22 protein-coding genes and 1 tRNA gene are annotated in these 20,185 nt (G+C 73.7%); 12 read left to right on the top strand and 11 right to left on the bottom strand.

The window, feature by feature from the left end; genetic code table 11:
• The first annotated feature begins 16 nt into the window (after positions 1 to 16).
• Both EAD98_RS09535 and EAD98_RS09530 read left to right on the top strand, forming a co-directional pair.
• A complete protein-coding gene (locus EAD98_RS09535; RefSeq protein ID WP_121653687.1) occupies positions 17 to 1,042 on the top strand; it encodes an aspartate-semialdehyde dehydrogenase in 1,026 nt (341 codons plus the stop codon).
• A gap of 123 nt (positions 1,043 to 1,165) precedes the next feature.
• Complete coding sequence (locus tag EAD98_RS09530; RefSeq protein WP_121653686.1) at positions 1,166 to 1,606, top strand: PPOX class F420-dependent oxidoreductase; 441 nt, start codon at positions 1,166 to 1,168, stop codon at positions 1,604 to 1,606.
• A gap of 21 nt (positions 1,607 to 1,627) precedes the next feature.
• On the opposite strand, the gene EAD98_RS09525 is transcribed toward EAD98_RS09530, so the two are convergent.
• Positions 1,628 to 2,209, bottom strand: a complete 582-nt coding sequence (locus tag EAD98_RS09525) for a nucleotidyltransferase family protein (RefSeq protein ID WP_121653685.1) — start codon at positions 2,207 to 2,209, stop codon at positions 1,628 to 1,630.
• A gap of 149 nt (positions 2,210 to 2,358) precedes the next feature.
• On the opposite strand from EAD98_RS09525, the gene EAD98_RS09520 reads away from it, so the two are divergent.
• Positions 2,359 to 2,775 carry a CBS domain-containing protein gene (locus tag EAD98_RS09520; protein WP_074313909.1) on the top strand — a complete coding sequence of 139 codons (417 nt, stop codon included), beginning with the start codon at positions 2,359 to 2,361 and terminating at the stop codon, positions 2,773 to 2,775.
• A 74-nt stretch (positions 2,776 to 2,849) separates the two neighbouring features.
• On the opposite strand, the gene EAD98_RS09515 is transcribed toward EAD98_RS09520, so the two are convergent.
• Positions 2,850 to 3,956 (bottom strand): crosslink repair DNA glycosylase YcaQ family protein, encoded by a 1,107-nt coding sequence (locus EAD98_RS09515; RefSeq protein WP_121653684.1) that lies wholly within the window; start codon positions 3,954 to 3,956, stop codon positions 2,850 to 2,852.
• Between the two features lie 202 nt (positions 3,957 to 4,158).
• On the opposite strand from EAD98_RS09515, the gene EAD98_RS09510 reads away from it, so the two are divergent.
• Both EAD98_RS09510 and EAD98_RS09505 read left to right on the top strand, forming a co-directional pair.
• The gene (locus tag EAD98_RS09510; RefSeq protein WP_121653683.1) at positions 4,159 to 4,530 is read left to right on the top strand and encodes an SCP2 sterol-binding domain-containing protein; all 372 of its coding nucleotides are present in this window, start codon (positions 4,159 to 4,161) and stop codon (positions 4,528 to 4,530) included.
• Positions 4,530 to 6,590 (top strand): glycogen debranching N-terminal domain-containing protein, encoded by a 2,061-nt coding sequence (locus tag EAD98_RS09505; protein ID WP_121653682.1) that lies wholly within the window; start codon positions 4,530 to 4,532, stop codon positions 6,588 to 6,590. The genes EAD98_RS09510 and EAD98_RS09505 overlap by 1 nt, the downstream gene beginning before the upstream one ends.
• 40 nt (positions 6,591 to 6,630) lie before the next feature.
• Here EAD98_RS09505 and EAD98_RS09500 read toward each other — a convergent pair whose 3' ends face one another.
• The gene (locus EAD98_RS09500) at positions 6,631 to 7,272 is read right to left on the bottom strand and encodes an alpha/beta hydrolase (protein ID WP_121653681.1); all 642 of its coding nucleotides are present in this window, start codon (positions 7,270 to 7,272) and stop codon (positions 6,631 to 6,633) included.
• 123 nt (positions 7,273 to 7,395) lie between these two features.
• Between EAD98_RS09500 and EAD98_RS09495 the strand changes: the two genes are divergently transcribed.
• The 3 genes from EAD98_RS09495 to EAD98_RS09485 all read left to right on the top strand — a co-directional run bounded on the left by EAD98_RS09495 (position 7,396) and on the right by EAD98_RS09485 (position 9,825).
• A complete protein-coding gene (locus tag EAD98_RS09495) occupies positions 7,396 to 8,148 on the top strand; it encodes a 1-acyl-sn-glycerol-3-phosphate acyltransferase (RefSeq protein ID WP_121653680.1) in 753 nt (250 codons plus the stop codon).
• An 84-nt stretch (positions 8,149 to 8,232) separates the two neighbouring features.
• Positions 8,233 to 8,841 (top strand): isochorismatase family protein, encoded by a 609-nt coding sequence (locus EAD98_RS09490; RefSeq protein WP_121653679.1) that lies wholly within the window; start codon positions 8,233 to 8,235, stop codon positions 8,839 to 8,841.
• 3 nt (positions 8,842 to 8,844) lie between these two features.
• Positions 8,845 to 9,825, top strand: a complete 981-nt coding sequence (locus EAD98_RS09485) for a GlxA family transcriptional regulator (RefSeq protein WP_121653678.1) — start codon at positions 8,845 to 8,847, stop codon at positions 9,823 to 9,825.
• Here EAD98_RS09485 and EAD98_RS09480 read toward each other — a convergent pair.
• The 5 genes from EAD98_RS09480 to EAD98_RS09460 form a co-directional block, all read right to left on the bottom strand.
• Positions 9,707 to 10,429 carry a hypothetical protein gene (locus tag EAD98_RS09480; RefSeq protein ID WP_121653690.1) on the bottom strand — a complete coding sequence of 241 codons (723 nt, stop codon included), beginning with the start codon at positions 10,427 to 10,429 and terminating at the stop codon, positions 9,707 to 9,709. The two genes, EAD98_RS09485 and EAD98_RS09480, sit on opposite strands and share 119 nt — an antisense overlap.
• A 72-nt stretch (positions 10,430 to 10,501) precedes the next feature.
• On the bottom strand, positions 10,502 to 11,215 hold the full coding sequence (locus EAD98_RS09475; RefSeq protein WP_121653677.1) for a response regulator transcription factor: 714 nt from the start codon (positions 11,213 to 11,215) through the stop codon (positions 10,502 to 10,504).
• The gene (locus EAD98_RS09470) at positions 11,188 to 12,330 is read right to left on the bottom strand and encodes a hypothetical protein (RefSeq protein ID WP_233583771.1); all 1,143 of its coding nucleotides are present in this window, start codon (positions 12,328 to 12,330) and stop codon (positions 11,188 to 11,190) included. The genes EAD98_RS09475 and EAD98_RS09470 overlap by 28 nt, the downstream gene beginning before the upstream one ends.
• Positions 12,331 to 12,409: 79 nt before the next feature.
• A complete protein-coding gene (locus EAD98_RS09465) occupies positions 12,410 to 13,588 on the bottom strand; it encodes a sensor histidine kinase (protein WP_121653689.1) in 1,179 nt (392 codons plus the stop codon).
• 118 nt (positions 13,589 to 13,706) lie between these two features.
• A complete protein-coding gene (locus EAD98_RS09460) occupies positions 13,707 to 14,102 on the bottom strand; it encodes a VOC family protein (protein ID WP_121653676.1) in 396 nt (131 codons plus the stop codon).
• A gap of 133 nt (positions 14,103 to 14,235) precedes the next feature.
• On the opposite strand from EAD98_RS09460, the gene EAD98_RS09455 reads away from it, so the two are divergent.
• Both EAD98_RS09455 and EAD98_RS09450 read left to right on the top strand, forming a co-directional pair.
• Positions 14,236 to 15,252 (top strand): hypothetical protein, encoded by a 1,017-nt coding sequence (locus tag EAD98_RS09455; RefSeq protein WP_147457358.1) that lies wholly within the window; start codon positions 14,236 to 14,238, stop codon positions 15,250 to 15,252.
• An 88-nt stretch (positions 15,253 to 15,340) separates the two neighbouring features.
• Complete coding sequence (locus EAD98_RS09450) at positions 15,341 to 16,204, top strand: MBL fold metallo-hydrolase (RefSeq protein ID WP_199723353.1); 864 nt, start codon at positions 15,341 to 15,343, stop codon at positions 16,202 to 16,204.
• A 272-nt stretch (positions 16,205 to 16,476) separates the two neighbouring features.
• Here the strand turns inward: EAD98_RS09450 and EAD98_RS09445 are convergent.
• Positions 16,477 to 16,549, bottom strand: a tRNA-Arg gene (locus EAD98_RS09445).
• 158 nt (positions 16,550 to 16,707) lie between these two features.
• Between EAD98_RS09445 and EAD98_RS09440 the strand changes: the two genes are divergently transcribed.
• Complete coding sequence (locus EAD98_RS09440; protein WP_121653674.1) at positions 16,708 to 17,415, top strand: hypothetical protein; 708 nt, start codon at positions 16,708 to 16,710, stop codon at positions 17,413 to 17,415.
• Positions 17,416 to 17,561: 146 nt separating this feature from the next.
• Here the strand turns inward: EAD98_RS09440 and EAD98_RS09435 are convergent, their stop codons facing one another.
• Together EAD98_RS09435 and EAD98_RS09430 are read right to left on the bottom strand one after the other, a co-directional pair.
• A complete protein-coding gene (locus EAD98_RS09435; RefSeq protein ID WP_121653673.1) occupies positions 17,562 to 18,596 on the bottom strand; it encodes an alpha/beta hydrolase in 1,035 nt (344 codons plus the stop codon).
• A 99-nt stretch (positions 18,597 to 18,695) separates the two neighbouring features.
• Positions 18,696 to 19,130: an HPF/RaiA family ribosome-associated protein gene (locus tag EAD98_RS09430; RefSeq protein ID WP_121653672.1), complete on the bottom strand. Its 435-nt coding sequence runs from the start codon at positions 19,128 to 19,130 to the stop codon at positions 18,696 to 18,698.
• Between the two features lie 303 nt (positions 19,131 to 19,433).
• Here EAD98_RS09430 and EAD98_RS31505 point away from each other — a divergent pair.
• On the top strand, positions 19,434 to 20,185 hold a 752-nt coding region (locus EAD98_RS31505; protein WP_233583770.1), incomplete at its 3' end, for a single-stranded DNA-binding protein.

Here is a 20,185-nt window from a genome sequence, read left to right as displayed (position 1 = left end):
GGGTAGCCTCGCGGGCATGAGGATCGGCATTGTGGGGGCCACCGGCCAGGTCGGTGGCGTGATGCGGCGGGTGCTGGCGGAGCGGGAGTTCCCGGCGGAACAGGTGCGGTTGTTCGCCTCGGCGCGGTCCGCCGGGCGTACGCTGCCGTGGCGCGACGGGGAGGTGACCGTCGAGGACGCCGCGACCGCGGACTACTCGGGGCTGGACGTCGTGCTCTTCTCGGCCGGCAAGGGCACCTCGCTCGAACTGGCCCCACGGGTCGCCGAGGCCGGCGCCGTGGTGATCGACAACTCCTCGGCGTTCCGGATGGATCCGCTGGTGCCGCTGGTGGTCGCCGAGGTCAACCCGCAGGCCGTCGCCGACCGCCCGAAGGGCATCATCGCCAACCCCAACTGCACCACGATGGCCGCCATGCCGGTGCTGCGTCCGCTGCACGCCGAGGCGGGCCTGGTCGGCCTGGTCGTCTCGACCTACCAGGCGGTCTCCGGCGCCGGGCTGGCCGGCGTCGCCGAGCTGGACGAGCAGGTCCGCAAGGTCGCCGAGCACGCCTCGGGACTCGCCTTCGACGGGTCGGCCGTGGAGTTCCCCGCGCCGCGCTCGTTCGCCGAGCCGATCGCCTTCAACGTGCTGCCGCTGGCCGGTTCGATCGTCGACGACGGCTCGTTCGAGACCGACGAGGAGCAGAAGCTGCGCAACGAGAGCCGCAAGATCCTGGAGATCCCCGACCTGAAGGTCTCCGGCACCTGCGTCCGGGTGCCGGTCTTCACGGGTCACTCGCTCCAGATCAACGCCCGGTTCGCCCGGCCGCTCACCCCGCAGCGCGCCCACGAGCTGCTCGCGGACGCGCCGGGGGTTGCGCTGACCGCCGTGCCGACGCCGTTGCAGGCGGCCGGGCAGGACCCGACCTACGTCGGACGGATCCGCGCCGACGAGACCGTCGAGTACGGTCTGGCGCTGTTCTGCTCCAACGACAACCTGCGCAAGGGCGCCGCGCTCAACGCCGTGCAGATCGCCGAGCTGGTCGCCGCCGAGCGTCGCTGACCGTCGCCGTCCCCCCGGGCCCCCGCCGACCGCCGGCGGGGGCCCGGAGTCCGTGTGGGCCGAGGCGGGAGTCGGCTGGTCGTGCTTGGATGAACGAAGCCGACCTGCCACCTGGAGGATGCCGTGCCGGATGACCGGACCCAGCAGGCGTTGACGGACCTGATCGCCGGCCGCTCGATGGGCGTGCTCGCCACGATCAAACGCGACGGGCGGCCGCAGCTGTCCACTGTGCTCTACTCGTTCGACCGCGACGCGGGCCTGATCCGGGTGTCCGTCACCGACGGTCGGGCCAAGACCGCCAACCTGCGCCGGGACCCGCGGGCCAGCTTCCACGTCGGCAGCGAGGACGGCTGGGCGTACGCGGTGGTCGAGGGCCGCGCCGAGCTGACGCCGCCGGCCACCGAATCGGGCGACGCGACCGTCGAGGAGCTGGTGGGGCTCTACCGGTCCGTCGGCGGCGAACACCCGGACTGGGACGACTACCGCCGGGCCATGGTCGACGAGCAACGAATTGTGCTGCGCCTGCACGTTGAGCGCATCTACGGCATGCCGCCCCGCGGCTGACGCTGGGTCGACCGCCGGCGTTCAGCCCGGCTCGACGACGGTCACCCCGGGCCACCGCTGCGCTGGACGATGCCGCGCCAGCCGCTGCCGGGAGTGCGCGATGTCCACCCGGGCGGGATTGTGCCGCCAGACCCCGCCCAGGAGATCCGCCAGGCCGTACGGGGCGCAGACCACCAACCGGTCGGCCCGGTCCAGCCGTACCGCCACGGCGGTGGCGTACTCCGGCCAGGTGGCGACCGCCTCGGCCACGCTGCGGTACGGCGTGATCGGGTCGCCGCCGAACTTCGCCGCGTACCAGGTGTGCACCGCCGCCTGGTTGCGCGCCTGCCAGGGCGGCTCCGACCAGGCCGCCGTCAGTCGCGCGGTCGCCCGGTCGTCGGCCTCCCGGCTCAGCTCCGTCGGGTCGAAGAAGACCACGTCCACGTCCCGGACCGTCGTCGGGTCGAACCCGTCGCCGTACCGCTCACCCCAGACCAGGTCGCGCAGGGCGCCCGCGCCGATCCAGGCGTCGGGCAGGCCGGAGTCGCGTACCACGGTCAGCGCCCGGATCATCCATCCGCTGCCGGTCACCAGCCCTCGCAGCTCGGACTCGCCCGTCGTCATCCGCCCACCGTAGGCGGCGGACCCGGATCGCACCGCCCGCCGTGCGGCGCCGGCGGGGCCGCCGGGGACAGCTGCCGGGCCGGCCGTCGGCGTTACCCCGCCCCGGGCGGCGGGTAGACGGGCCGTGCCGACACCGAGAGGGGAGCACCATGACAACGGTCGGAGAGTTCATGACGACCCGGTTGGTGACGATGGACGGCAACGACACACTCATCGCGGCCGCGCAGGAGATGCGTGACAGCGCGATCGGCGACGTGGTGGTGACCGACGGCGACAGCGTGGTCGGCATCGTCACGGACCGGGACATCACGGTCCGGGGTGTCGCGGAGAACATGGACCCGGGCTCGACCCGACTGAACCAGATCACCACCCGTGATGTGGTCACGGTGAGCCAGTACGACGACGCGGTCGCCGCCGCGGACCTGATGCGCACCTACGCCGTACGCCGGCTGCCGGTCATTGACGACGGGCGCCTGGTCGGCCTCGTCTCGATGGGCGACCTCGCGGTCGAGCGTGAACCGCAGTCGGTGCTGGCTGACATCAGCGCCGACGACCCGAACAACTGACCGTCCGCCGCGGGCGCGCCGGCTCTCCCCTCGCGGGAGGGCCGGCGTCGCGCCGGCCGGTGCACGAGACGCGGTCAGGTCGGCTCGACCCGGACCCGCACGTCGGTGGCGGCCCGAGCGGCGGCGACCGTCACCGCCTCGGCGTCGATCTCCCGCCGGACCCGGGCGGACAGCGCCGAGAACGCCTGGACGGTCAGCTCCAACCGCCCCTTTCCGGCCTGCCGCGCCCGCCAGGTGCCGACCACCTCGCCGTCCACCAGCAGCGCGCCCGGATTGCCGATCGCCCGCCACAGCTGCCGTTGGTGCTCCCGGACCGGCACCAGCAGGTCACGGTCACGGCCGGCGAGGAGCGGGTCGCCGGGTGGCAGCAGCCGCACCAGGCGGGGCGCCGGCGCGCCGGTCAAGGCGTCGAGGGCGTCGGCCGGCAGCCAGGCGGCCCGGGCGTCGACCCGCACCTCGACCAGGCCGGACGGCCAGACCTGGCGCAGCTCCGTGGCGGTGGTGCCGAGAAAGCCGGCCGCGTCGGCCGGGGTGGCCGGGCCGAGCAGCCGCAGATAGGTCGCGACCAGCTCGGCGGTGTGTGCCGCGGCGGCGGGTGGGCCGGGCCAGTCGGGCAGCGGGGCGAGCCGGGCGGCCCGGCCGGAGACCACGAGGCGCACCCCGCCGGCGAGCCCGGCCTGCTGGAACACCGAACCCGAGATATGCCGCGCCTGGCACGCCCGGCAGTCGTAGGTCAGCTCGGCGGGCACCCGGTCGGAGACCGCGCGGCTGACCACGCCGCGCTCCAGCTCGGTGGTGACCACCGCCTGGAACGCCTCGGCGGTGGCCCGGAACGCCGTCAGCCCGAGCCGTGCCCCCGCACCGATCTGCCCGGGGATCCGGCGGGTGGCGTCGGCGTCACTGAGCGGCCAGAGCTTCGCGGCCAGGGTCGGCAGCTCGGTACGCCGGTGCAGGTGCGGTGCGCCGCGCATCGACCACACCAGCTCCAGCCGGTCGTCCGACCCGGTGGCGCCGCGTGCCGCCAGCGCCTGTCGGGCCGCGCCGTACGGCGTGTCCTGCACACCGAGGGACAGCACGGCCAGATCACCCGGACGCGGGCCGCCGGAGCGGTCGAGTTGCTGGGCCGCCACCCGGTAGGCGAGGACCTGCCGCCGGTCGACCTGTGGCGCCTGCGCCGCCATGTGCCCCTCCGTCACGGACGTCCCGTCGCTCCCACCCTCGTGTCCGGCACGCTACCCGCCCGGTCCGACACCTCCCGCCCGCTCACCCGATCCGGGCGAGGTTGACCGGAGCGCCGGCGGGGACCCGTGCGGGGACGTGCAACGCGTGCCACGCGAGCGTGGCGGGATTCCGGGCGGCGCAACTGGGGGAGGAGTGGACCCGATGGTGGACGCGACCACGAGGTTCTTCGAGGAGCTGACCCGGCGGGGGTACGAACCCCGGCTGGCGAAGACCTCCGGGACACTGCGCATCGACCTGCACGAGGGGGCGCAGACCCGGCACTGGCTGCTGAGGATCGACCACGGCCGGCTGAACGTGAGTCAGGAGGACCGGGAGGCCGACACGGTCATCGGGACCAGCCCGGCGCTCTTCGAGGACATCGCCACGGGCCGCGAGCACGGCCTGGCCGCCCTGTTGCGGGGCGACATGACGGTGGTCGGTGACGCCCGGCTGGTGGTGCAGGTGGAGCGGATCTTCCCCGGTTCCCCGGACTCCGTCGGGCCGCGCCACCGATTCGCCGGGGAGGTGCACTGATGGGACAGAGCAACACGATCCGGATCCTGGACGGCAACACCTTCGTCGTCTGCGAGGACACCGGCGACATCGAGGCGACACCGAGCGAGCCGACCGGGCTGTTCTCCATCGACACCCGGTTCCTGTCCACCTGGGTGCTGACCGTTAACGGCGAGCGGCTCAACTCGCTCTCCTTCGACGACCTCCAGTACTTCGAGTCGCGGTTCTTCCTGGTGCCGGGAATGGCCACGCACTACATCGACGCAAAGTTGTCGATCATCCGGGAACGTGCGGTCGGTGGCAGCTTTCGGGAGCAGCTCACCATCCTCAACCACGACGAGAAGCCGGTGGACCTGGAGATCCGGATGGAGGCGGCGTCGGACTTCGCCGACCTGTTCCAGGTCAAGGACGAGATCCTGAACAAGAAGGGTGAGATCTATTCCGAGGTCGAGGCGGACCGGTTGCGCCTGGGCTACCGCCGGGGCAACTTCCGCCGGGAGACGGTCATCTCCTCGTCCGTGGCGGCCCGCTATGACAGCAAGGGATTCGCGTACACCGTCCACCTGGAACCGAACGAGCAGTGGGACACCGCGATCGAGGTCGAGACGCACGCGGTGGGGCCCGGGGACCGGGACCTGCGGATCGGGCTGCGGATGCACGGCGGCGAGCGGTTGGCCCTCCAGCACGACCTGGAGCAGTGGATCGCGGACGCGCCCACGGTCAACAGTGAGCACGGCCGGGTGGCCAGCACCTACCAGCGCAGCCTGATCGACCTGGCGGCGCTGCGCTTCTCGCCGTTGTCGCTCGGCGGCGCCACCCTGCCGGCCGCCGGCCTTCCCTGGTTCATGACGATGTTCGGCCGGGACAGCATTCTCACGTGCCTCCAGACGCTGCCGTTCACCCCGCAACTGTCGAAGACCACGCTGCGCATCCTGGCCGCCCTCCAGGGCAGCCGGTTCGACGACTTCCGCGACGAGGACCCCGGGCGGATCCTGCACGAGATGCGCTACGGCGAGACCGCCGCCTTCGAGGAGCAGCCACACTCGCCGTACTACGGCTCCGTGGACGCGACGCCGCTGTTCGTCGTGCTGCTCGACGAGTACGAGCGGTGGACCGGGGACGTCGCGCTGGTCAAGGAGCTGGAGCAGGAGTCCCGGGCGGCGTTGAGATGGATCGACAGCTACGCCGACCTGATCGGCAACGGCTACATCTGGTACGAGCGGCGCAACACTGAGACCGGGCTGGAGAACCAGTGCTGGAAGGACTCCTGGGACTCGATTTCCTACTCCGACGGCACGCTGCCACCGTTCCCCCGGGCCACCTGCGAGGTGCAGGGGTACGCGTACGACGCGAAGGTCCGCGCGGCCCGGCTGGCCCGGGAGTTCTGGGGTGACCCGGAGTTCGCCGACCAGCTGGAGCGGGAGGCGGCGGAGCTCAAGCAGCGGTTCAACCGGGACTGGTGGGTGGCCGACGGCGAGTACTACGCCCTGGCCCTGGACCCGAACGGCCGCCAGTGCGACGTCCTCAGCTCGAACATCGGCCACCTGCTGTGGAGCGGCATCGTCGAACCCGAGCGGGCGGAGAAGGTCGCGCAGCACCTGGTGGGGCCGCGGCTCTTCACCGGGTGGGGGGTGCGGACGCTGGCCGAGGGGGAGGCCCGGTACAACCCGATCGGTTACCACAACGGCACGATCTGGCCGTTCGACAACTCCTTCATCGCCTGGGGCCTGCGCCGGTACGGCTTCGCCGAGGAGTCCGCCACGATCGCCAGCGGCATCCTGGACGCGGCGACGTACTTCGACGGGCGGTTGCCGGAGGCGTTCGGCGGCTACCCGCGCGAGCTGACCAAGTTCCCGGTGGAGTATCCGACGGCGTGCAGCCCGCAGGCCTGGTCGACCGGTACGCCCCTGCTGCTGCTGCGCACCATGCTCGGCCTGGAGCCGCACGAGGGGCACCTGGCGGTCGATCCGCAGTTGCCGAGGGGCATGGGCCGCATCGAGGTGCTGGACATTCCGGGCCGCTGGGGGCGGGTGGACGCGTTCGCCCGGGGCCGGATCGACCTCCAGGACCTCTCCGACTGACCCACCGCGCCGGCCGGCCCACGTCGGGCCGTCGGCGCGGTCAGCCGGGCGGCAGCACGCTGTCCAGGAATGCCGCGGCCACCGCCCGCAGGTCCGGCCGGTCCAGCTCGAGCGAGTGGCCGCCATGTGTCACCCAGCTGTGCACCGGGTGCCCGGCGGCGAGCAGCGCACCGGTGAACCGGACGGTCTGGCTCACCGGGACCGAACGATCGGCCGTGCCGTGCACCAGCAGCACCGGCACCCCGTTGCCGACGTGGGTGCCGACCGTGGCGTCGACGGTGGCCGGGTCGCCGGCCGCGGGCGGGTGGCCGAGCAGGTCGGCCCAGGGATCGTCGCCGGCGCGTAGCCGTACCCATTCGGGGTCGAGCGGGTCCACGGCCGGCCAGTACGCCAGCACCCCGGCCACGTCATCCGGCCGGTCGATGCCGCGCAACCCCGTCTGGAGGGCGAGCGTGGCGCCGGACGAGTCGCCACCCACCAGCAGCGGCCGGCCGTCGCGGCGGGCGCGACGCGCCTCCTCGCGGATGTCGGCCAACTGGGCCGGCCAGTGCGCCTCGTGCGCCAGCCGGTAGCGCGCCTGCACCACCCGCAGCCCGTGCCCGGCCAGCGCCGCGCCGTCCTCGCTCGCCCGCCCGCGCCAGCCACCGCCATGGATCCAGAGCAGCACCGCTCGTTCCGTCATGACGCCATCCTGCGACCCGGTTCGGCGCGCGGCCAAGGGGATCCGCCGAGGGCAGAACGAACACGGCCGACCCGGCCGGTCGCCACCCAGGCGGCCCCCAGTCGGGCAGGGTAGATTCTGCGGATGCCGGAGCTCGTGTACCCGCCCGTTATCGCCGCCGCCAAGACGATGTTCCGGGTCCTCGACCTGAAGATCACGATCGAGGGCGCCCACCACGTACCCCGCAGCGGCGGGGCGGTGCTGGCCAGCAACCACGTCAGCTACCTCGACTTCATCTTCGCCGGCCTGGGCGCGAACGCGTCGGGTCGCCTGGTCCGCTTCATGGCCAAGCAGTCGGTCTTCACGCACAAGATCTCCGGCCCGCTGATGCGCGGCATGCGGCACATCCCGGTGGACCGGCAGGCCGGCGCGGCCTCGTTCCGCGCCGCCGTGGACGCGCTCAAGCGCGGCGAGGTCGTCGGCGTCTTCCCCGAGGCGACGATCAGCCGGTCGTTCACCGTCAAGGAACTCAAGAGCGGCACCGTGAGGATGGCCCGCTCGGCGAAGGTGCCGGTGCTGCCGGTCGCGTTGTGGGGCACCCAGCGGCTCTGGACCAAGGGCCGCCCGCGCACCCTCACCCGCCGCCACACCCCGATCACCATCCTGATCGGCGAGCCGATCAACCCGGCGGATTTCCCGGACCCGAACGTGCTGGCCGCCGAGCTGACCACCCGGCTCAGCGCGCTCGTCGACCGGGCCCAGCGGGACTACCCGGACGCACCGGCCGGCCCGGACGACACCTGGTGGCTGCCGACGCACCTGGGCGGCAGCGCGCCGACACCGGAGGAGGCCGCCGCCCTGGACGCCGCCGCCGAGCACCGCACCCCCAGCGCCTGACGACCTCCGCGGTGGCCGGATCGTTCCGCATCCGGACATGATGGTGTCTGCCGTCGGAGCCGTTCTGCGGTCAGGATCGGAGCCATGAGCAGAGCAGCCCTCGTCGTGATCGACGTCCAGGAGTCCTTCCGCCAGCGTCCCATCTGGGCGTACGGCTCCAACCCGGAAGTGGTCCGGCAGGTCGACCGGCTGGTCGCCGCCGCCCGTGAGCGCGGCGACCTGGTGGTCTGGGTCCTGCACTCGGAGCCCGGCACGGGTGGGGTCTTCGACCCGGCCCTCGGGCACGTGCGGCTGATCGACGGGCTGGCCCCGGCCGAGGGCGAGCCGACGCTGGTCAAGACCGCGCACAACGCGTTCACCACCACCAACCTCCAGCAGCTGCTCACCCTGGCCGGCGTGCACGACCTCACCGTCTGCGGCATCCGCACCGAGCAGTGCGTCGAGACCACCACCCGGGTGGGCGCCGACCTCGGCTACCGGATGACCTTCGTCACCGACGCCACGATGACCTTCCCCATTCCGCACCGGGACCTGCCGGAGACCGCCACCGTCGAGGAGATCCTCGCCGACCCGCGCACCCTCTCCAACGAGGAGATCGTCACCCGCACCGAGTACGCGCTGGCCGGCCGCTTCGCCACCATCTCGACGGTGGACGAGCTGACCGGGGCGATCCACGACGGCGCGCGGGGCTGAACGGTGACCCGGGTCGTCTTCCTCCTGGTTCCGCAGCTGCACCTGCTGGACCTCGCCGGGCCGGCCCAGGTCTTCTCCAGCGCCGCCGACCTCGGCCACGACTACCGGCTGCACTACGTCGCCGAGCGGGAGCAGGTGCCCACCGTGCAGGGCGTACCGCTGGTCGCCGACACCCGGTGGCCCGAGCTGACCCCCGACGACCTGGTGCTGGTGCCGGGCTGGCGGCCGGCGGCGCACGGGCCGCAGGGGCCGGTGTCGCCCGTCGACCTGCGGCGGTTGGCCGATCATCATGCCGCCGGCGGCACCGTGGCCAGCGTCTGCGCCGGCGCGTACGCCCTCGGCCGGGCCGGGCTGCTGGACGGCCGGCGCTGCACCACCCACCACGAGGTGCAGGACGACCTGGCCCGGCGGCACCCGGCCGCGCGGGTGGTTCGCGACGTGCTGTACGTGGTCGACGACCGGGTGGTCACCTCCGCCGGCATCGCCAGCGGCATCGATGTGGCGCTGCACCTGGTGGCCACCCGGCACGGCCCGGGGGTCGCCGCCCGGATCGCCCGCACGCTCGTCGTCTACGCGCGCCGCAACGGGCACGAGCAGCAGGCCAGCGCGATGATGCGACACCGCTCGCACCTCTCCGACGCGGTGCACCGGGTGCAGGACCTGATCGACAGCCGGTACGCCGAGCCGTTGCCGCTGGCCGAGCTGGCCGCTGCCGGGGGCGTGGCCGAACGGACGTTGACCCGGCTGTTCCGGGGGACCACCGGGCTCACGCCGCTCGGCTACCAGCAGCTGCTGCGGGTGGAACGCGCCGAGCACCTGATCGGGCACGGCGCGACGGTGGAGGCCGCCGCGCGTACCGTCGGCTTCACCGACGCCCGGATGCTGCGCCGCCTGCGAGCCCGGTCCACCGGGTCGGCTCCGGCCCCGATCGGTAGTAGTCGTCCCGTGACCGGAACTCCACCGGCAGCGAGCCGGGCAGCGTGACCCGGGTTTCTCCGGCGAGCAGCGCGGGGCCGGCCCGCAGCAGCAGCACGTCGCGCTCCTGCGCGGAGAGGTCGACCAACTGCGGGCGGGTGAGCCGGAACATGGCCACCGCCCGGCGGACCTGCCGGGCCAGCGCGGCGACCTCCCCGGCCGGCCCGCCGAGGGCCAGCGCCGGCTGTTGGATGGTGCGCAGCGCGTCGCACACGATCAGCAGCTGCTCCGGCCCGTCCGGGCCGGCGGGCGGCAGCTGCAACCGGGACGGCCACTGCCAGCGGATCTGCCCGCTCATCAGGCCGGCCGGCCGGCCCGCCGTTCGGCGCGGGGGCGTCTCGTCGGCGACCAGGGACAGCTGCGCCCCGGTGCCCACCCAGCAGATCCGGTGGTCGGTGACGGTCACCGACACCGGCCCGGGCAGCCGCCAGCCGCGCCGCGCCTCGGTCGGCCCGAGCAGGTAACCCGCGACCAGCAACCGGTACCGGCCGAGCACCTTCTCGCCGGGCACCGGTCGCAGGGCGTAGCGGCGGTCCAGGATCGGCCCCGCATCGTCGTCCGGCGCGTCGAACCGGTGGGGACCGATGAAGAAGGGGGACGCGTCGGCGTGCATCGTCACGACCTCCCGGTCAGCTGTGGTGTGCGTCGAGCCTGGCTGATCCGGGAGGCCGTGTCATGACGCCCGTTAGGGGGTCGGCCGGTCGTGCGTCGCCTGTGACCGGTAGATGCCGATCTCCTCCGGGCGGACGAGGCCGTCCTCGATCGCCCGGGCGAGCAGCGCGGCCTTTGTGGCGGCCGGCCGCCCCGCTCGGGTGTACTTGATCCGCGCACGGTCGACGTACTGCTTCACGGTGTGCTCGCTGATCTGCATCCGGCGAGCCACCGATGCCTTGGACATCGACTGGAACCAGAGCAGCAGCGCCTCGCGTTCCTTGTCGGACAGCATCGGCCGGTCCGGCCGATGGTCCCCCACCATCGCCCCGGCCAGCGCGGGCGGCACGTACGGGCGGTCGCTGGCCGCCGCCAGCACGGTCGCCACGCAGTGCTCGCGGCCCTCGTGCTTGGCCAGGAACGCCACCGCTCCGGCGTCCAACGCGGCCAGCATCGTCTCCGGGTCGGTGTGTTCGGAGTAGACCACCACCCGCCGCCCGGTGGCGCTCAGCTCGGCCAGCTTGTCGAGCACCATCCGGCCGTGCAGCCGCAGATCGAGCAGGACGACGTCGGCGTCCGGCGCCGCCCGCAGCACCTCGTCCGGGTCGTCCCCGGTGGACAGCACGGTCAGCCTCGGCTCGCTGGCGAGCCAGGCCCGGACGCCCTCGACCACCACCGGGTGGTCGTCGACGATCGCGACGCCAACCGGCCGGTCGCCGCTCATCGCCGCCACCGGGTCTGCGCCCATCTGATGTCCCCGTCCCGTTCGTAGAGGTGCTGCACCAGCCCGTCGTCGTGCTCCCCGGGTGGTCGGCCGGTCGCCTCCGGCCCCTCCCGGTCGGGTGTGACCAGGCTGATCACGACCTCGTCCTGGCCGGAGACGACGGTCAGCCGGGCCCAGCCACGCGCGTCGGCGAGGATGCCGGTGAGTGGGTCGGCCAGCCGACGGCGGATCTCCACCGGCAGTGGTGGCGGGTTGCCGATGGTGACCAGATCGATCGGCAACCCGTTGCGTTCGGCCAGGTCCGCGGCGGCCCGCAGCTCGTGCAGCAGCGGGTCGGGCACGTCGTCGGACTCGGCGATCAGGCGTCGCAGCCGGGCCGCGGCCAGCACGCACCGGCGCTGCACCTCCGGGTCGTCCGGATCGGCCTGCCCGGCGGCCAGTTCGCCGAGGACCCGCCCGGCCGCCGCACCGACCAGGGCGAGCCGGTCGCGGCGTTCCCGAAGGCCCTGCTCGGCGGCGTCCCGCTCCGCGGCCATCGCGTGCACGGCGGCCGCCGCGCCGGCCCGTTCCCGGGCCAGGCCGACGATCGTCGCGCCGCCGACGAAGACCGCCACCGGCAGCGAGAAGGTGCCGTAGACGTACATCGCGTAGCGGGCCAGGTCGGCCGCGTCGTGGCCGTGCCCGAGCACGGCGACCAGCGCGATCGACGCGTGCGCGGTCAGCAGCGCGACCAGCCCGGCGACCCGCCGGCCCCACATCGCCAGCACGAAGAACCAGCCGAGGGTGCTCCACACCCAGTTGGCGGCGGCGAACAGGTGACCTTCACCAACTGCGGCGAAGACCGCCGCGTCGACGACGAGCAGCAACCCGGCGAACGGCCAGGGCGGCAGCGCCGCTCCACGCAGCAGCCGTGCCCCGGCCACCAGCCCGGCCCCGGCGACCAGCAGCCAGCCGCCGAGCACCACCGCGGGCGCGGTGAACTCCGCGCGGGCGCCCAGCACCGCGGGCAGGCCGATCGCGAAGTGCCAGGCCAGCGCGATAGCGACGGAGACGATCCGGGCGCCCCGGTCGGAGGCGTGCGCCACGGCCGCCGGCGCGGCGAGCGCCGCCACCTGAGCCGGACCCCTTGGCGCCGGCACGCCGACCCGGCCCGACCACGGCTCCAAGGCCCGGGCCGGCGCCCCGGGCGCCGCGGCGCGGTCCGTCGAGGCGCCGAGGTCAGCCGACACCGGGCCACTCCAGCCGGATCGTGGTGCCCGTGCCGGGGGCGGAGCGCACCTCGGCCCGCCCGCCGATCGCCGCCATCCGGCCACGGATCGACTCGCGTAGTCCGTACCGGTGCGGAGCGACGCTGTTCGGGTCGAAGCCGGGGCCGTCGTCGGTCACCTCGACCACGACGGCGACCGCGTCCCGGGTCATCCGCAGCGTGACGTGCGCGCCCGGTGCGTGCCGGACCACGTTGGACAGCGCCGCGTAGGCGCTCTCGGTGATCGCGTCGGCCACACCGGCGGGGACCGCGCACGGGGCCAGCTCCAGGTTCACCGGCAGCTCGGGCAGCCGGTCGGGCACCGTCCGCAGCCGCCCGTCCAGGGGCACCGGGCCGTCGCCGGGCACCGGGCCGATGTCCGTCAGCGCGACGAGGGTACGCAGGTCGGCCCCGCACCGCTCGCGCAACGCGGCCGACGGCCCGGGCACCGCGCCGAGCCCCACCATGGTCAGCGTGCCGAGGACGGTGTCGTGCAGGTCGCGGTTCTGCCGCCGTTCGGCCTCCCGGGCGGCCCGGGCGATCAACGCGTCCCGGGTCAGCCGCTGGTGCTCGGCGAACGCCCGGTCGGCCCGCCCGATCCGGCGGCGCATCACCGCCGTCATCATCGCCGTGCAGGCGGTCTGCACCAGCAGGGTCGCCGCGTGCGCCCGGGCCTCGGCGGGATTACCCGCCGCGTGCGCTCCCGCCGCGTACGCGGCGGTGACCAGCAGCCCGGCCGGGATCGACCAGCGCGCCGCGGCGGTGGCCTGCGCGTTGATCACGGTGGTGCTGGCCAGCACCGCGATCCAGCTGCCCTCGCCGGGCAGCACCCCGGGCGCCACCAGGCGGGGGATGAGCAGGCACGCCACCGCTGTCAGCGCGACGTCACCGGCGACCAGGGTCGGGGTGACGCCGTGGCGCAGCGCGCGGACGGCGTACCAGAGCGACCAGCCGGTCAACGCGGCCACGCCGGGCAGGAGCAGGGCCGGCTCGACCGGCGGGGTACGCACCGACAGCGCCACCACCGCGCCGACCAACCCGCAGGTGAGCCGCAGCAGCGCCGGCATCGTGGTGAAGATGAGGGTGAAGGCGCCGCCGGCCGGATTGTTCAGTGCGGGCGACGGCGCGGTGGGGGTGGCAACGGCCGGCATCGGGAGGTGTCCTTCCGACAACGACCCGGTCCGGGTCCGCACGGCGTAGATCGACATCGGAGAATAACATGGCCGATGGCAAGCAATCACCCATTGTGCCCGGAGTGTCGCCGATGTGTCACTCCGTGCTGCGAGGTTGCAGCAGGTCCCATCGGTTGCCGTAGAGGTCGGCGAAGACCGCGACCGAGCCGTACGCCTCGTGCCGCGGCTCCTCCAGGAACCGCACCCCGGCCGCGACCATCCGGGCGTGGTCCCGGGCGAAGTCCTCGGTGTACAGGAACAGCCCGACCCGACCACCGGTCTGGTCGCCGATTCGGGCCCGCTGCTCGGCGTTGCTCGGTCGGGCCAGCAGCAGCGCCGTCTCCCGGGCGCCCGGCGGGCGCACCACCACCCAGCGCGAGCCGTCCGGGCGTGCGGTGTCCTCCACCAGCTCGAAGCCGAGGCCGCCGACGTAGAAGTCGATCGCCTCGTCGTACTCCCGCACCAGCAACGCGACCAGTCCCAGATGTGCCATCGGGCCATCATGCCGGCGGTCGCGCGGCAGTCCCGACCGGCGTGTGGTGGATGTGAGCTGGCACCCGCTCCCGCGCCGGCCGCTCCGGAACCGGGCGCTGTTCCCGTCCGTCCCACCACCTGGCGGAGAGGTGGTGAGCCGGATGCGCTCGGGCGGGACGGTACTGGCGGTGGCGCTGCTCGGCGTGGCGCTGGGCGGCTGCGCGGGCGGTAACGCCGGCCCGGGTGTCGGGCACGATCCCGGCCCGGCCCCGATCGTCGGGAAGTGGATCTCCTGCGCCGAGGCGGCGCCCCGCGCCGGCGGCAGCATCGTCCTGCCGGCGCCGAGCGGGGCCGCGCCGGCGCCGACCGGGGACGATCCGGCGATCGGGCGGACCGACCCCGCGTTCACACCGGTCGCCGCCGTGCTCTGTGGCCGGGAGATTCGCCCACGCGCCGGTGGCGGTACGGAGCAGGTGGCCACCGAGCGGCGCGCCGACGAGATCGCCGCGCTGGTCGCCGCGCTGCGCCTGCCGGACCGGCGGCCGGAGGGGGAGATCGTCTGCACTGCCGACATGATCGTCCCGCCCTGGCTGGCCCTGCTCGATGAACGGGGTCGCTGGCTGCGCCCGTACCTGCCGAGGGACGCCTGCGGCAAGCCCCGCGCGGAGGTGCGCGCCGCCCTGGACGGGCTGCGGCTGACCACCGTGGACACCCGTCCCGTCGGGCAGGTCGAATCCCCGGCGGCCGCCGCCGCCGGGTGCGCGCAGCGGTGGGCGGACATGGTGTGGGTGGAGACCACGACGGGACGCCCCGGACCGCCCGGGCCGGCGGCGGCCCCGGCGGCGGAACCGCTGCGCCTCTGCGTCTACGACGTGCCCGCGTCGGAGCGGGGCGGCGGCAAGCCGGCGGGTGACTTCGCGTACGGCGGGCCGTTGCCGCCGGAGCGGCAGACGGCGGTGCTCCGCGCGCTGGCCACCACCCGAGCGGCGGCGGCGTGCGCGACCCCGGCGTCCCGTTTCGCGGTGCTGCGCCCGCTCGACGGCGCCGGCGGACCCGACCGGTACGTTGAACTGGACGGCTGCCGGCGCTTCCTGGTCGTGCCGCCGGGCGGCGGGTCGCAGCTCGGGCAGGGCGACGCCACGCTGGCCGAGCTGCTGCGACGCGGCTGAGCCCGGACTTTCACGATCCTGCCCCGGAGTGGCGTGGTGGTCTGCTGCACTGGTCCTGGGGAGCGCGCCGGTGGGACGAGGAGCAGCCGTGGGATCGTTGGCTTGGTCAACCTATGTGGCCCCGGCCAAGCCGGTCGTGTCGACGGACCTGCCGCCCGGCGAGAGCCGCGAGATGTGGTCGCCCACCACCTCCACGCTGATCTACGGGGACCGGGACGCGGTCCTGGTCGACGCGTTGCTGACCCTCGACGAGGGCCGGGCCCTGGCCGACTGGGTCGAGGCGAACGGCAGGAACCTCACGACGATCTACATCACGCACGCCCACGGCGACCACTTCTTCGGCGCGGCCGCCGTGTTGGAGCGTTTCCCCCGGGCGCGGCTGGTGGCGCCCGTGAGCGTCGTGGAGAAGATGCACGAGCAGGCGGGGGAGCGGTGGCTCGACGGTTTCTGGCGCAAGGGTTTCCCCGAGCAGATCGCCGAGCGTCCACCCGTCGCCGAGCCGCTGGACGACAACACCATCGACCTTGAGGGCGAGCAGTTGATGGCGGTCGAGACCGGCCGCACCGACACCAGCGGCACGAGCGTGCTGCACGTGCCGTCGCGCGGTCTCGTCGTGGCCGGCGACGTGGTCTACAACGACGTCCACCTGCACCTCGCCGAGGCGGGAGACGGCGGCATCGAGGGCTGGCTCGACGCCCTGACGCTCGTCAACTCGTTGCGGGCCTGCGTGGTGATCGCCGGCCACAAGCGGGACGGCGCCGACGACGACCCGCACACCGTCGAGGAGACCCGCGACTACCTGCGGGAGGTGGCGGCCGCCGCGGAGCGTACGGAGAGCGCCGAGGAGTTGTACGACGCGATCATCGAGCGCTACCCGGACTGGATCAACCGTGCGGTGGCGTGGAGGTCCGCCCAGGCGCTCAAGAGCAACTCAGGTGACCAGCAGCGGTGATCGACTCAATATCGGCGATATCGCGGTATCCCCGTCCCGGGACACCCCAACATCGGCGATACGGAGTCGATCACCCCTCTGGGAGGACAGTGCGGTGAACGCGCGAGCTGATCAAAATCCGCGCACGGGCACACCGCGCACGTCTCGCCGCAGATCGAGCGGGCCGCCGTGGACGAGGCCGCGGAGCACCTCTTCGGCTGAGCTGGCTGCGGGGAGGCCGTGCTGATCGACGGGGACTGGCGCGCCAGGCCGCTGACCTGCGGTGAGGTGGGTGCGCCCGGCAGGATTCGAACCTGCGGCCTTGGGATTAGAAGTCCCCTGCTCTATCCGCTGAGCTACGGGCGCGCGGCGTGGGTGTCGCGCCCAGAGGGTACCGCCGACCCGCCGGCCGGCGGGGAAAAGGGTGCCCGCGTCCACGTTGCCGAGCAGGGTCTCACGGAGACCGGCTGACTGGCATCCGGGTTCCCACGGACCGACCCGACGTTGGCCCGTACCCTCGGCTGGTGCTGCTGGACTCCGACGCCGAGAACGACGTCGCCTACGAGCTGTGCCAGATCGTCGGCCGCGCCATCCTGCCGTACCGCTCGTCGGACGCCACCGACCAGCGCTTCGGCACCGCGTTCTTCTTCCAGGGCACCGACGACCAGGTGGGGGAGTCGCTGCTGACGGCGGCCGACCTGGTTGGCGCCCCCGGTGGGGAGTTGGGCCTGCGGGCCAGCGTCACCGAGCCGGCCGGCGTCGCGCCGGAGGCCGTCGCGGAGGCGGAGATCAGGCCCGGTTGGGCCCGTTTTCCGGGCGACGGCGTCGCGGTGCTGCCCACCGGCGGCCTGCACCGGTACGCCGGCGACGGCGGCTGGCGGTGGCGGGTGCAGCCGGTGCCCGCCGGGATCGCCGCCGGGCCCGAGGTGATCGCCCGGCTCGGCGCCGACGCCGGTTCCGCTTTCGTGCTGGCCCATGGGGTACGCGAGGACGGGTCGCGGCCGCTGGAGGTGGCCATCGAGCGGGTGGTCCGCGACGGGGACACCGTGCGGATCACCACTGAGCTGCCACCGGGGTACGTCGGGGCGCCGGTCTTCGTCGTGCAGGCGGACGCCGCCGGGGACGTGTCGCTGTACTGCCTGGGCCTGGTGTTGCCCGGCGTCGGCGGTCACCCAGTGGCGACCTTCGACCGGATCCGCGCCGTGCTCCCGGCGACACCTGGCGACGACTGAGCTGGACACCGCGACGGCGGGTGGTGCTGCCGCCGACGGGCCGTGGCCGGGTCGGCTCAGCCAGCGGTGGTCGGTGCACCTGACCCGGCGACGCCTGAGCCGCGAGCCGGACGCCGTCGCGGTCGGGCGGGGCGGGACCCGGCGGGTCAGTCGCCGGCCGTTACCGCATCGGCCGGTTTGTCCGCTGGCCGCCGACTGGCCGGCAACCGGACTTCATCGGACGGGGCGGTGGGGCCGGCGGCGAGGAACGCCTCCGCCCAGCGGCCGACCTCGTCGAAGACCTTTCGGCGTACGGCGGGGCCGGAGAGCGTGAGGTCGTGCAGCCCGCCGTCGAAGCGGGCCAGGGTGACGTGCCGGCCGAGGTGCGGCGCATACCGGACCATGTGCTCCACGTCCAGCACGGCGTCGGCCAGGGTGGCGTTGTCGTTCCACTTGGTGCCCCGGAACGAGCGGGTCGAGCAGGCCAGCAGCACCGGCACCTGGATGTCCAGCCCGGCGCGCAGCCGACGTTGGCCGGTGCGGATCGCGTTCAGCCAGCCGGCGCGGACGGGGAACCCCGCCAGCGGCTTCCACGCCAGGTCGTAGGTCCACTCGCCCCGGTGGTCGGCGTGCAGGCTCTCGCCGTACACCGTGCCCAGCCCGAACGGCACGATGCGGTGCGGCGCCCGACGGCCCAGCCGGGAGACGGCGGCCGCGAGGGGTCGGCGCACCGCCCAGGGGGCGTTCAGGTCGAAGAACGGGCTGTTGAGCACCAGGCCGTCGACGGTGCCGGTGTCGCGGCGGGCGTCCGCCCAGAGCGAGAGGATCAGGCCGCCGGTGGAGTGGCCCATGGCCAGCAGGGTGTCGTGCCCGTCGTCCGCGCGGATGATCTCGGCGGCGGCGTCCAGCTCGGGGAAGTAGTCGCTGATGTCCCGGCAGAAGTTCGGAGTCTGGTGCGGGAGCAGGCTGCGACCGTATTTGCGCAGGTCGAGGGCGTAGAAATCCCAGCCCCGCTCGGCGAAGAAGTCGGCCAGGTGGGTCTGGAAGAAGTAGTCGACGAAGCCGTGCACGTAGAGCACGGCCCGCCCGGTGGGGCGCTCGGCCCTCCGCCGGACCAGGGTCGCGACGACCGGGCCCTCGTCGTCGGTGCCCAGGTCGATCGTCTGCCGCTCGTACGGCGGCCCCAACACGTCCGGTTCCACGTTCGCGACGCTACGCCGCCAAGCTACCCGGCGGTAGCCCCGAAACCGGCCCGCCCCGACCGGCTGTGCGCGCCGGCCGGGGCAGTGCGGGAGTACGCGTCAGACGGTTTCGGCGTCGGCGCGGCTCTGGTCGGCGGCGGGCAGCGCGTCGGCCTCCGGGTCGACCTGCTCCTGCGGCTGGCTGACGTCGCGCAGGTGCTTGTTGTGCCGGGGCTCCTGGCGGGTCTTGGCGTCGTTGAGCCGCCGGCGCAGGTCGTCGCGGACGTCGTTGAGCGCCGCGTGCAGGTCCTCCTCGGCGGAGGTGGTGACGATCTTCTGTCGGCCGGCGATCCAGCACTCCAGGGTGACCTTCTGCCCCCGTGCCTCGCGGTCCTTCACCGACACCTCCAGCTCGGTGGCGTCGGCGTGGAAGCCGGCCAGCCGGGCGTCGAGGGTGGCGAACTGCTCGGCGATCCAGGCACGGTCGCCCTGCGAGAACCCGGTGCCCACCCGCAGGCATTCGGCCACGGTGGCCGGGTTCGCCACGGCGCTCATCGCCGCACCTCGGAAGCGGTTGCGGAGTCGATGGTGGTGATCATCATGGCGCTGACCTCTCGTCGACGTGGAGCTGTCGGTAGTGCTTGATCAAGTCCATACCCAGTTCGGTCGGGCCCGGAAACCGCTGTCGCCCGTCCGGGCGGGTCGGCCGTACCACATCCGGGCCTGATCAGGGCGTTGTCCACAGGTGGCGTCGTTGTCCACAGGCCGGGGTGGGGCGCTGGCGAGGGCCGCCCGCAGCGTCGAGGCTCGGTGTCGAGTCGACTCGCGCTGGCAGGCCCCCGATCCCCTGGAGGGACGATGTTCGACACCTACGTGACAATTGTCGGCAATGTGCTGACGACGCCCGAGTGGCGGCGTACCACCCAGAGCAACACCCTGGTGGCCAACTTCAAGGTCGCCTCCACCGCCCGCCGGCTCGACCGCGACAGCGGCCGCTGGGTCGACGGCAACTCGCTCCGCGTCCGCGTCAACTGTTGGCGCAAGCTCGCCGAGGGGGTGGCCGCCTCGGTGATGGTCGGCGACCCGGTGGTGGTCTGCGGCCGGCTCTACACCCGCGACTGGACCGACGACGCCGGCAACCACCGCACCCTCTACGAGCTGGAGGCCGTCGCCGTCGGCCACGACCTGTCCCGGGGCCGGGCCCGCTTCCTGCGCAACCGCCCGAGCATGACCACCAGCACCACGGAGGACGCGGAGGCGGAGAGCCGGGTGCACGGCGAGCCCACCGAGCCGGTGCCGGCCGGGCAGACGCCCGTCCTGCCCGACGACCGCCCGCTCGACGACGACTTCGAGCTGCCCGACTTCGGCGCGCCTCGTACCGACCCGTTCACCGCGGCCGACCCGCTCGACGAGGACGCTCCGCACCTCGCTGGCCGAGCCTTGGGCGGCGACGCCGACGGCCCGGCGGAGCCCGACGACGAGTTGGCCCTTTCTCCCGGGGCGGACGACGACAAGCCGGACGACGACAAGCCGGACGACGACGAGCCGGACGACGAGTTGGGGCCGGTGCCGGACGAGGGCCGGCCCGAGCCCACGCCGTCCGGCCGGAC

It is taken from the genome of Micromonospora sp. CV4 (assembly GCF_003667455.1).
In the GTDB taxonomy this organism is placed as follows: domain Bacteria; phylum Actinomycetota; class Actinomycetes; order Mycobacteriales; family Micromonosporaceae; genus Micromonospora.
Note: the sequence above shows the minus strand (reverse complement) of the source record. Positions and strands in the feature narration are given on the sequence as shown.

Excerpts from the sequence above, each read along its gene's own strand:
- EAD98_RS09535 (WP_121653687.1), top strand. The coding sequence starts at position 17 with ATGAGGATCGGCATTGTGGGGGCCACCGGCCAGGTCGGTGGCGTGATG.
- EAD98_RS09525 (WP_121653685.1), bottom strand. The coding sequence starts at position 2,209 with ATGACGACGGGCGAGTCCGAGCTGCGAGGGCTGGTGACCGGCAGCGGA.
- EAD98_RS09520 (WP_074313909.1), top strand. The coding sequence starts at position 2,359 with ATGACAACGGTCGGAGAGTTCATGACGACCCGGTTGGTGACGATGGAC.
- EAD98_RS09515 (WP_121653684.1), bottom strand. The coding sequence starts at position 3,956 with ATGGCGGCGCAGGCGCCACAGGTCGACCGGCGGCAGGTCCTCGCCTAC.
- EAD98_RS09510 (WP_121653683.1), top strand. The coding sequence starts at position 4,159 with ATGGTGGACGCGACCACGAGGTTCTTCGAGGAGCTGACCCGGCGGGGG.
- EAD98_RS09505 (WP_121653682.1), top strand. The coding sequence starts at position 4,530 with ATGGGACAGAGCAACACGATCCGGATCCTGGACGGCAACACCTTCGTC.
- EAD98_RS09500 (WP_121653681.1), bottom strand. The coding sequence starts at position 7,272 with ATGACGGAACGAGCGGTGCTGCTCTGGATCCATGGCGGTGGCTGGCGC.
- EAD98_RS09495 (WP_121653680.1), top strand. The coding sequence starts at position 7,396 with ATGCCGGAGCTCGTGTACCCGCCCGTTATCGCCGCCGCCAAGACGATG.
- EAD98_RS09490 (WP_121653679.1), top strand. The coding sequence starts at position 8,233 with ATGAGCAGAGCAGCCCTCGTCGTGATCGACGTCCAGGAGTCCTTCCGC.
- EAD98_RS09480 (WP_121653690.1), bottom strand. The coding sequence starts at position 10,429 with ATGCACGCCGACGCGTCCCCCTTCTTCATCGGTCCCCACCGGTTCGAC.
- EAD98_RS09475 (WP_121653677.1), bottom strand. The coding sequence starts at position 11,215 with ATGGGCGCAGACCCGGTGGCGGCGATGAGCGGCGACCGGCCGGTTGGC.
- EAD98_RS09465 (WP_121653689.1), bottom strand. The coding sequence starts at position 13,588 with ATGCCGGCCGTTGCCACCCCCACCGCGCCGTCGCCCGCACTGAACAAT.
- EAD98_RS09460 (WP_121653676.1), bottom strand. The coding sequence starts at position 14,102 with ATGGCACATCTGGGACTGGTCGCGTTGCTGGTGCGGGAGTACGACGAG.
- EAD98_RS09430 (WP_121653672.1), bottom strand. The coding sequence starts at position 19,130 with ATGAGCGCCGTGGCGAACCCGGCCACCGTGGCCGAATGCCTGCGGGTG.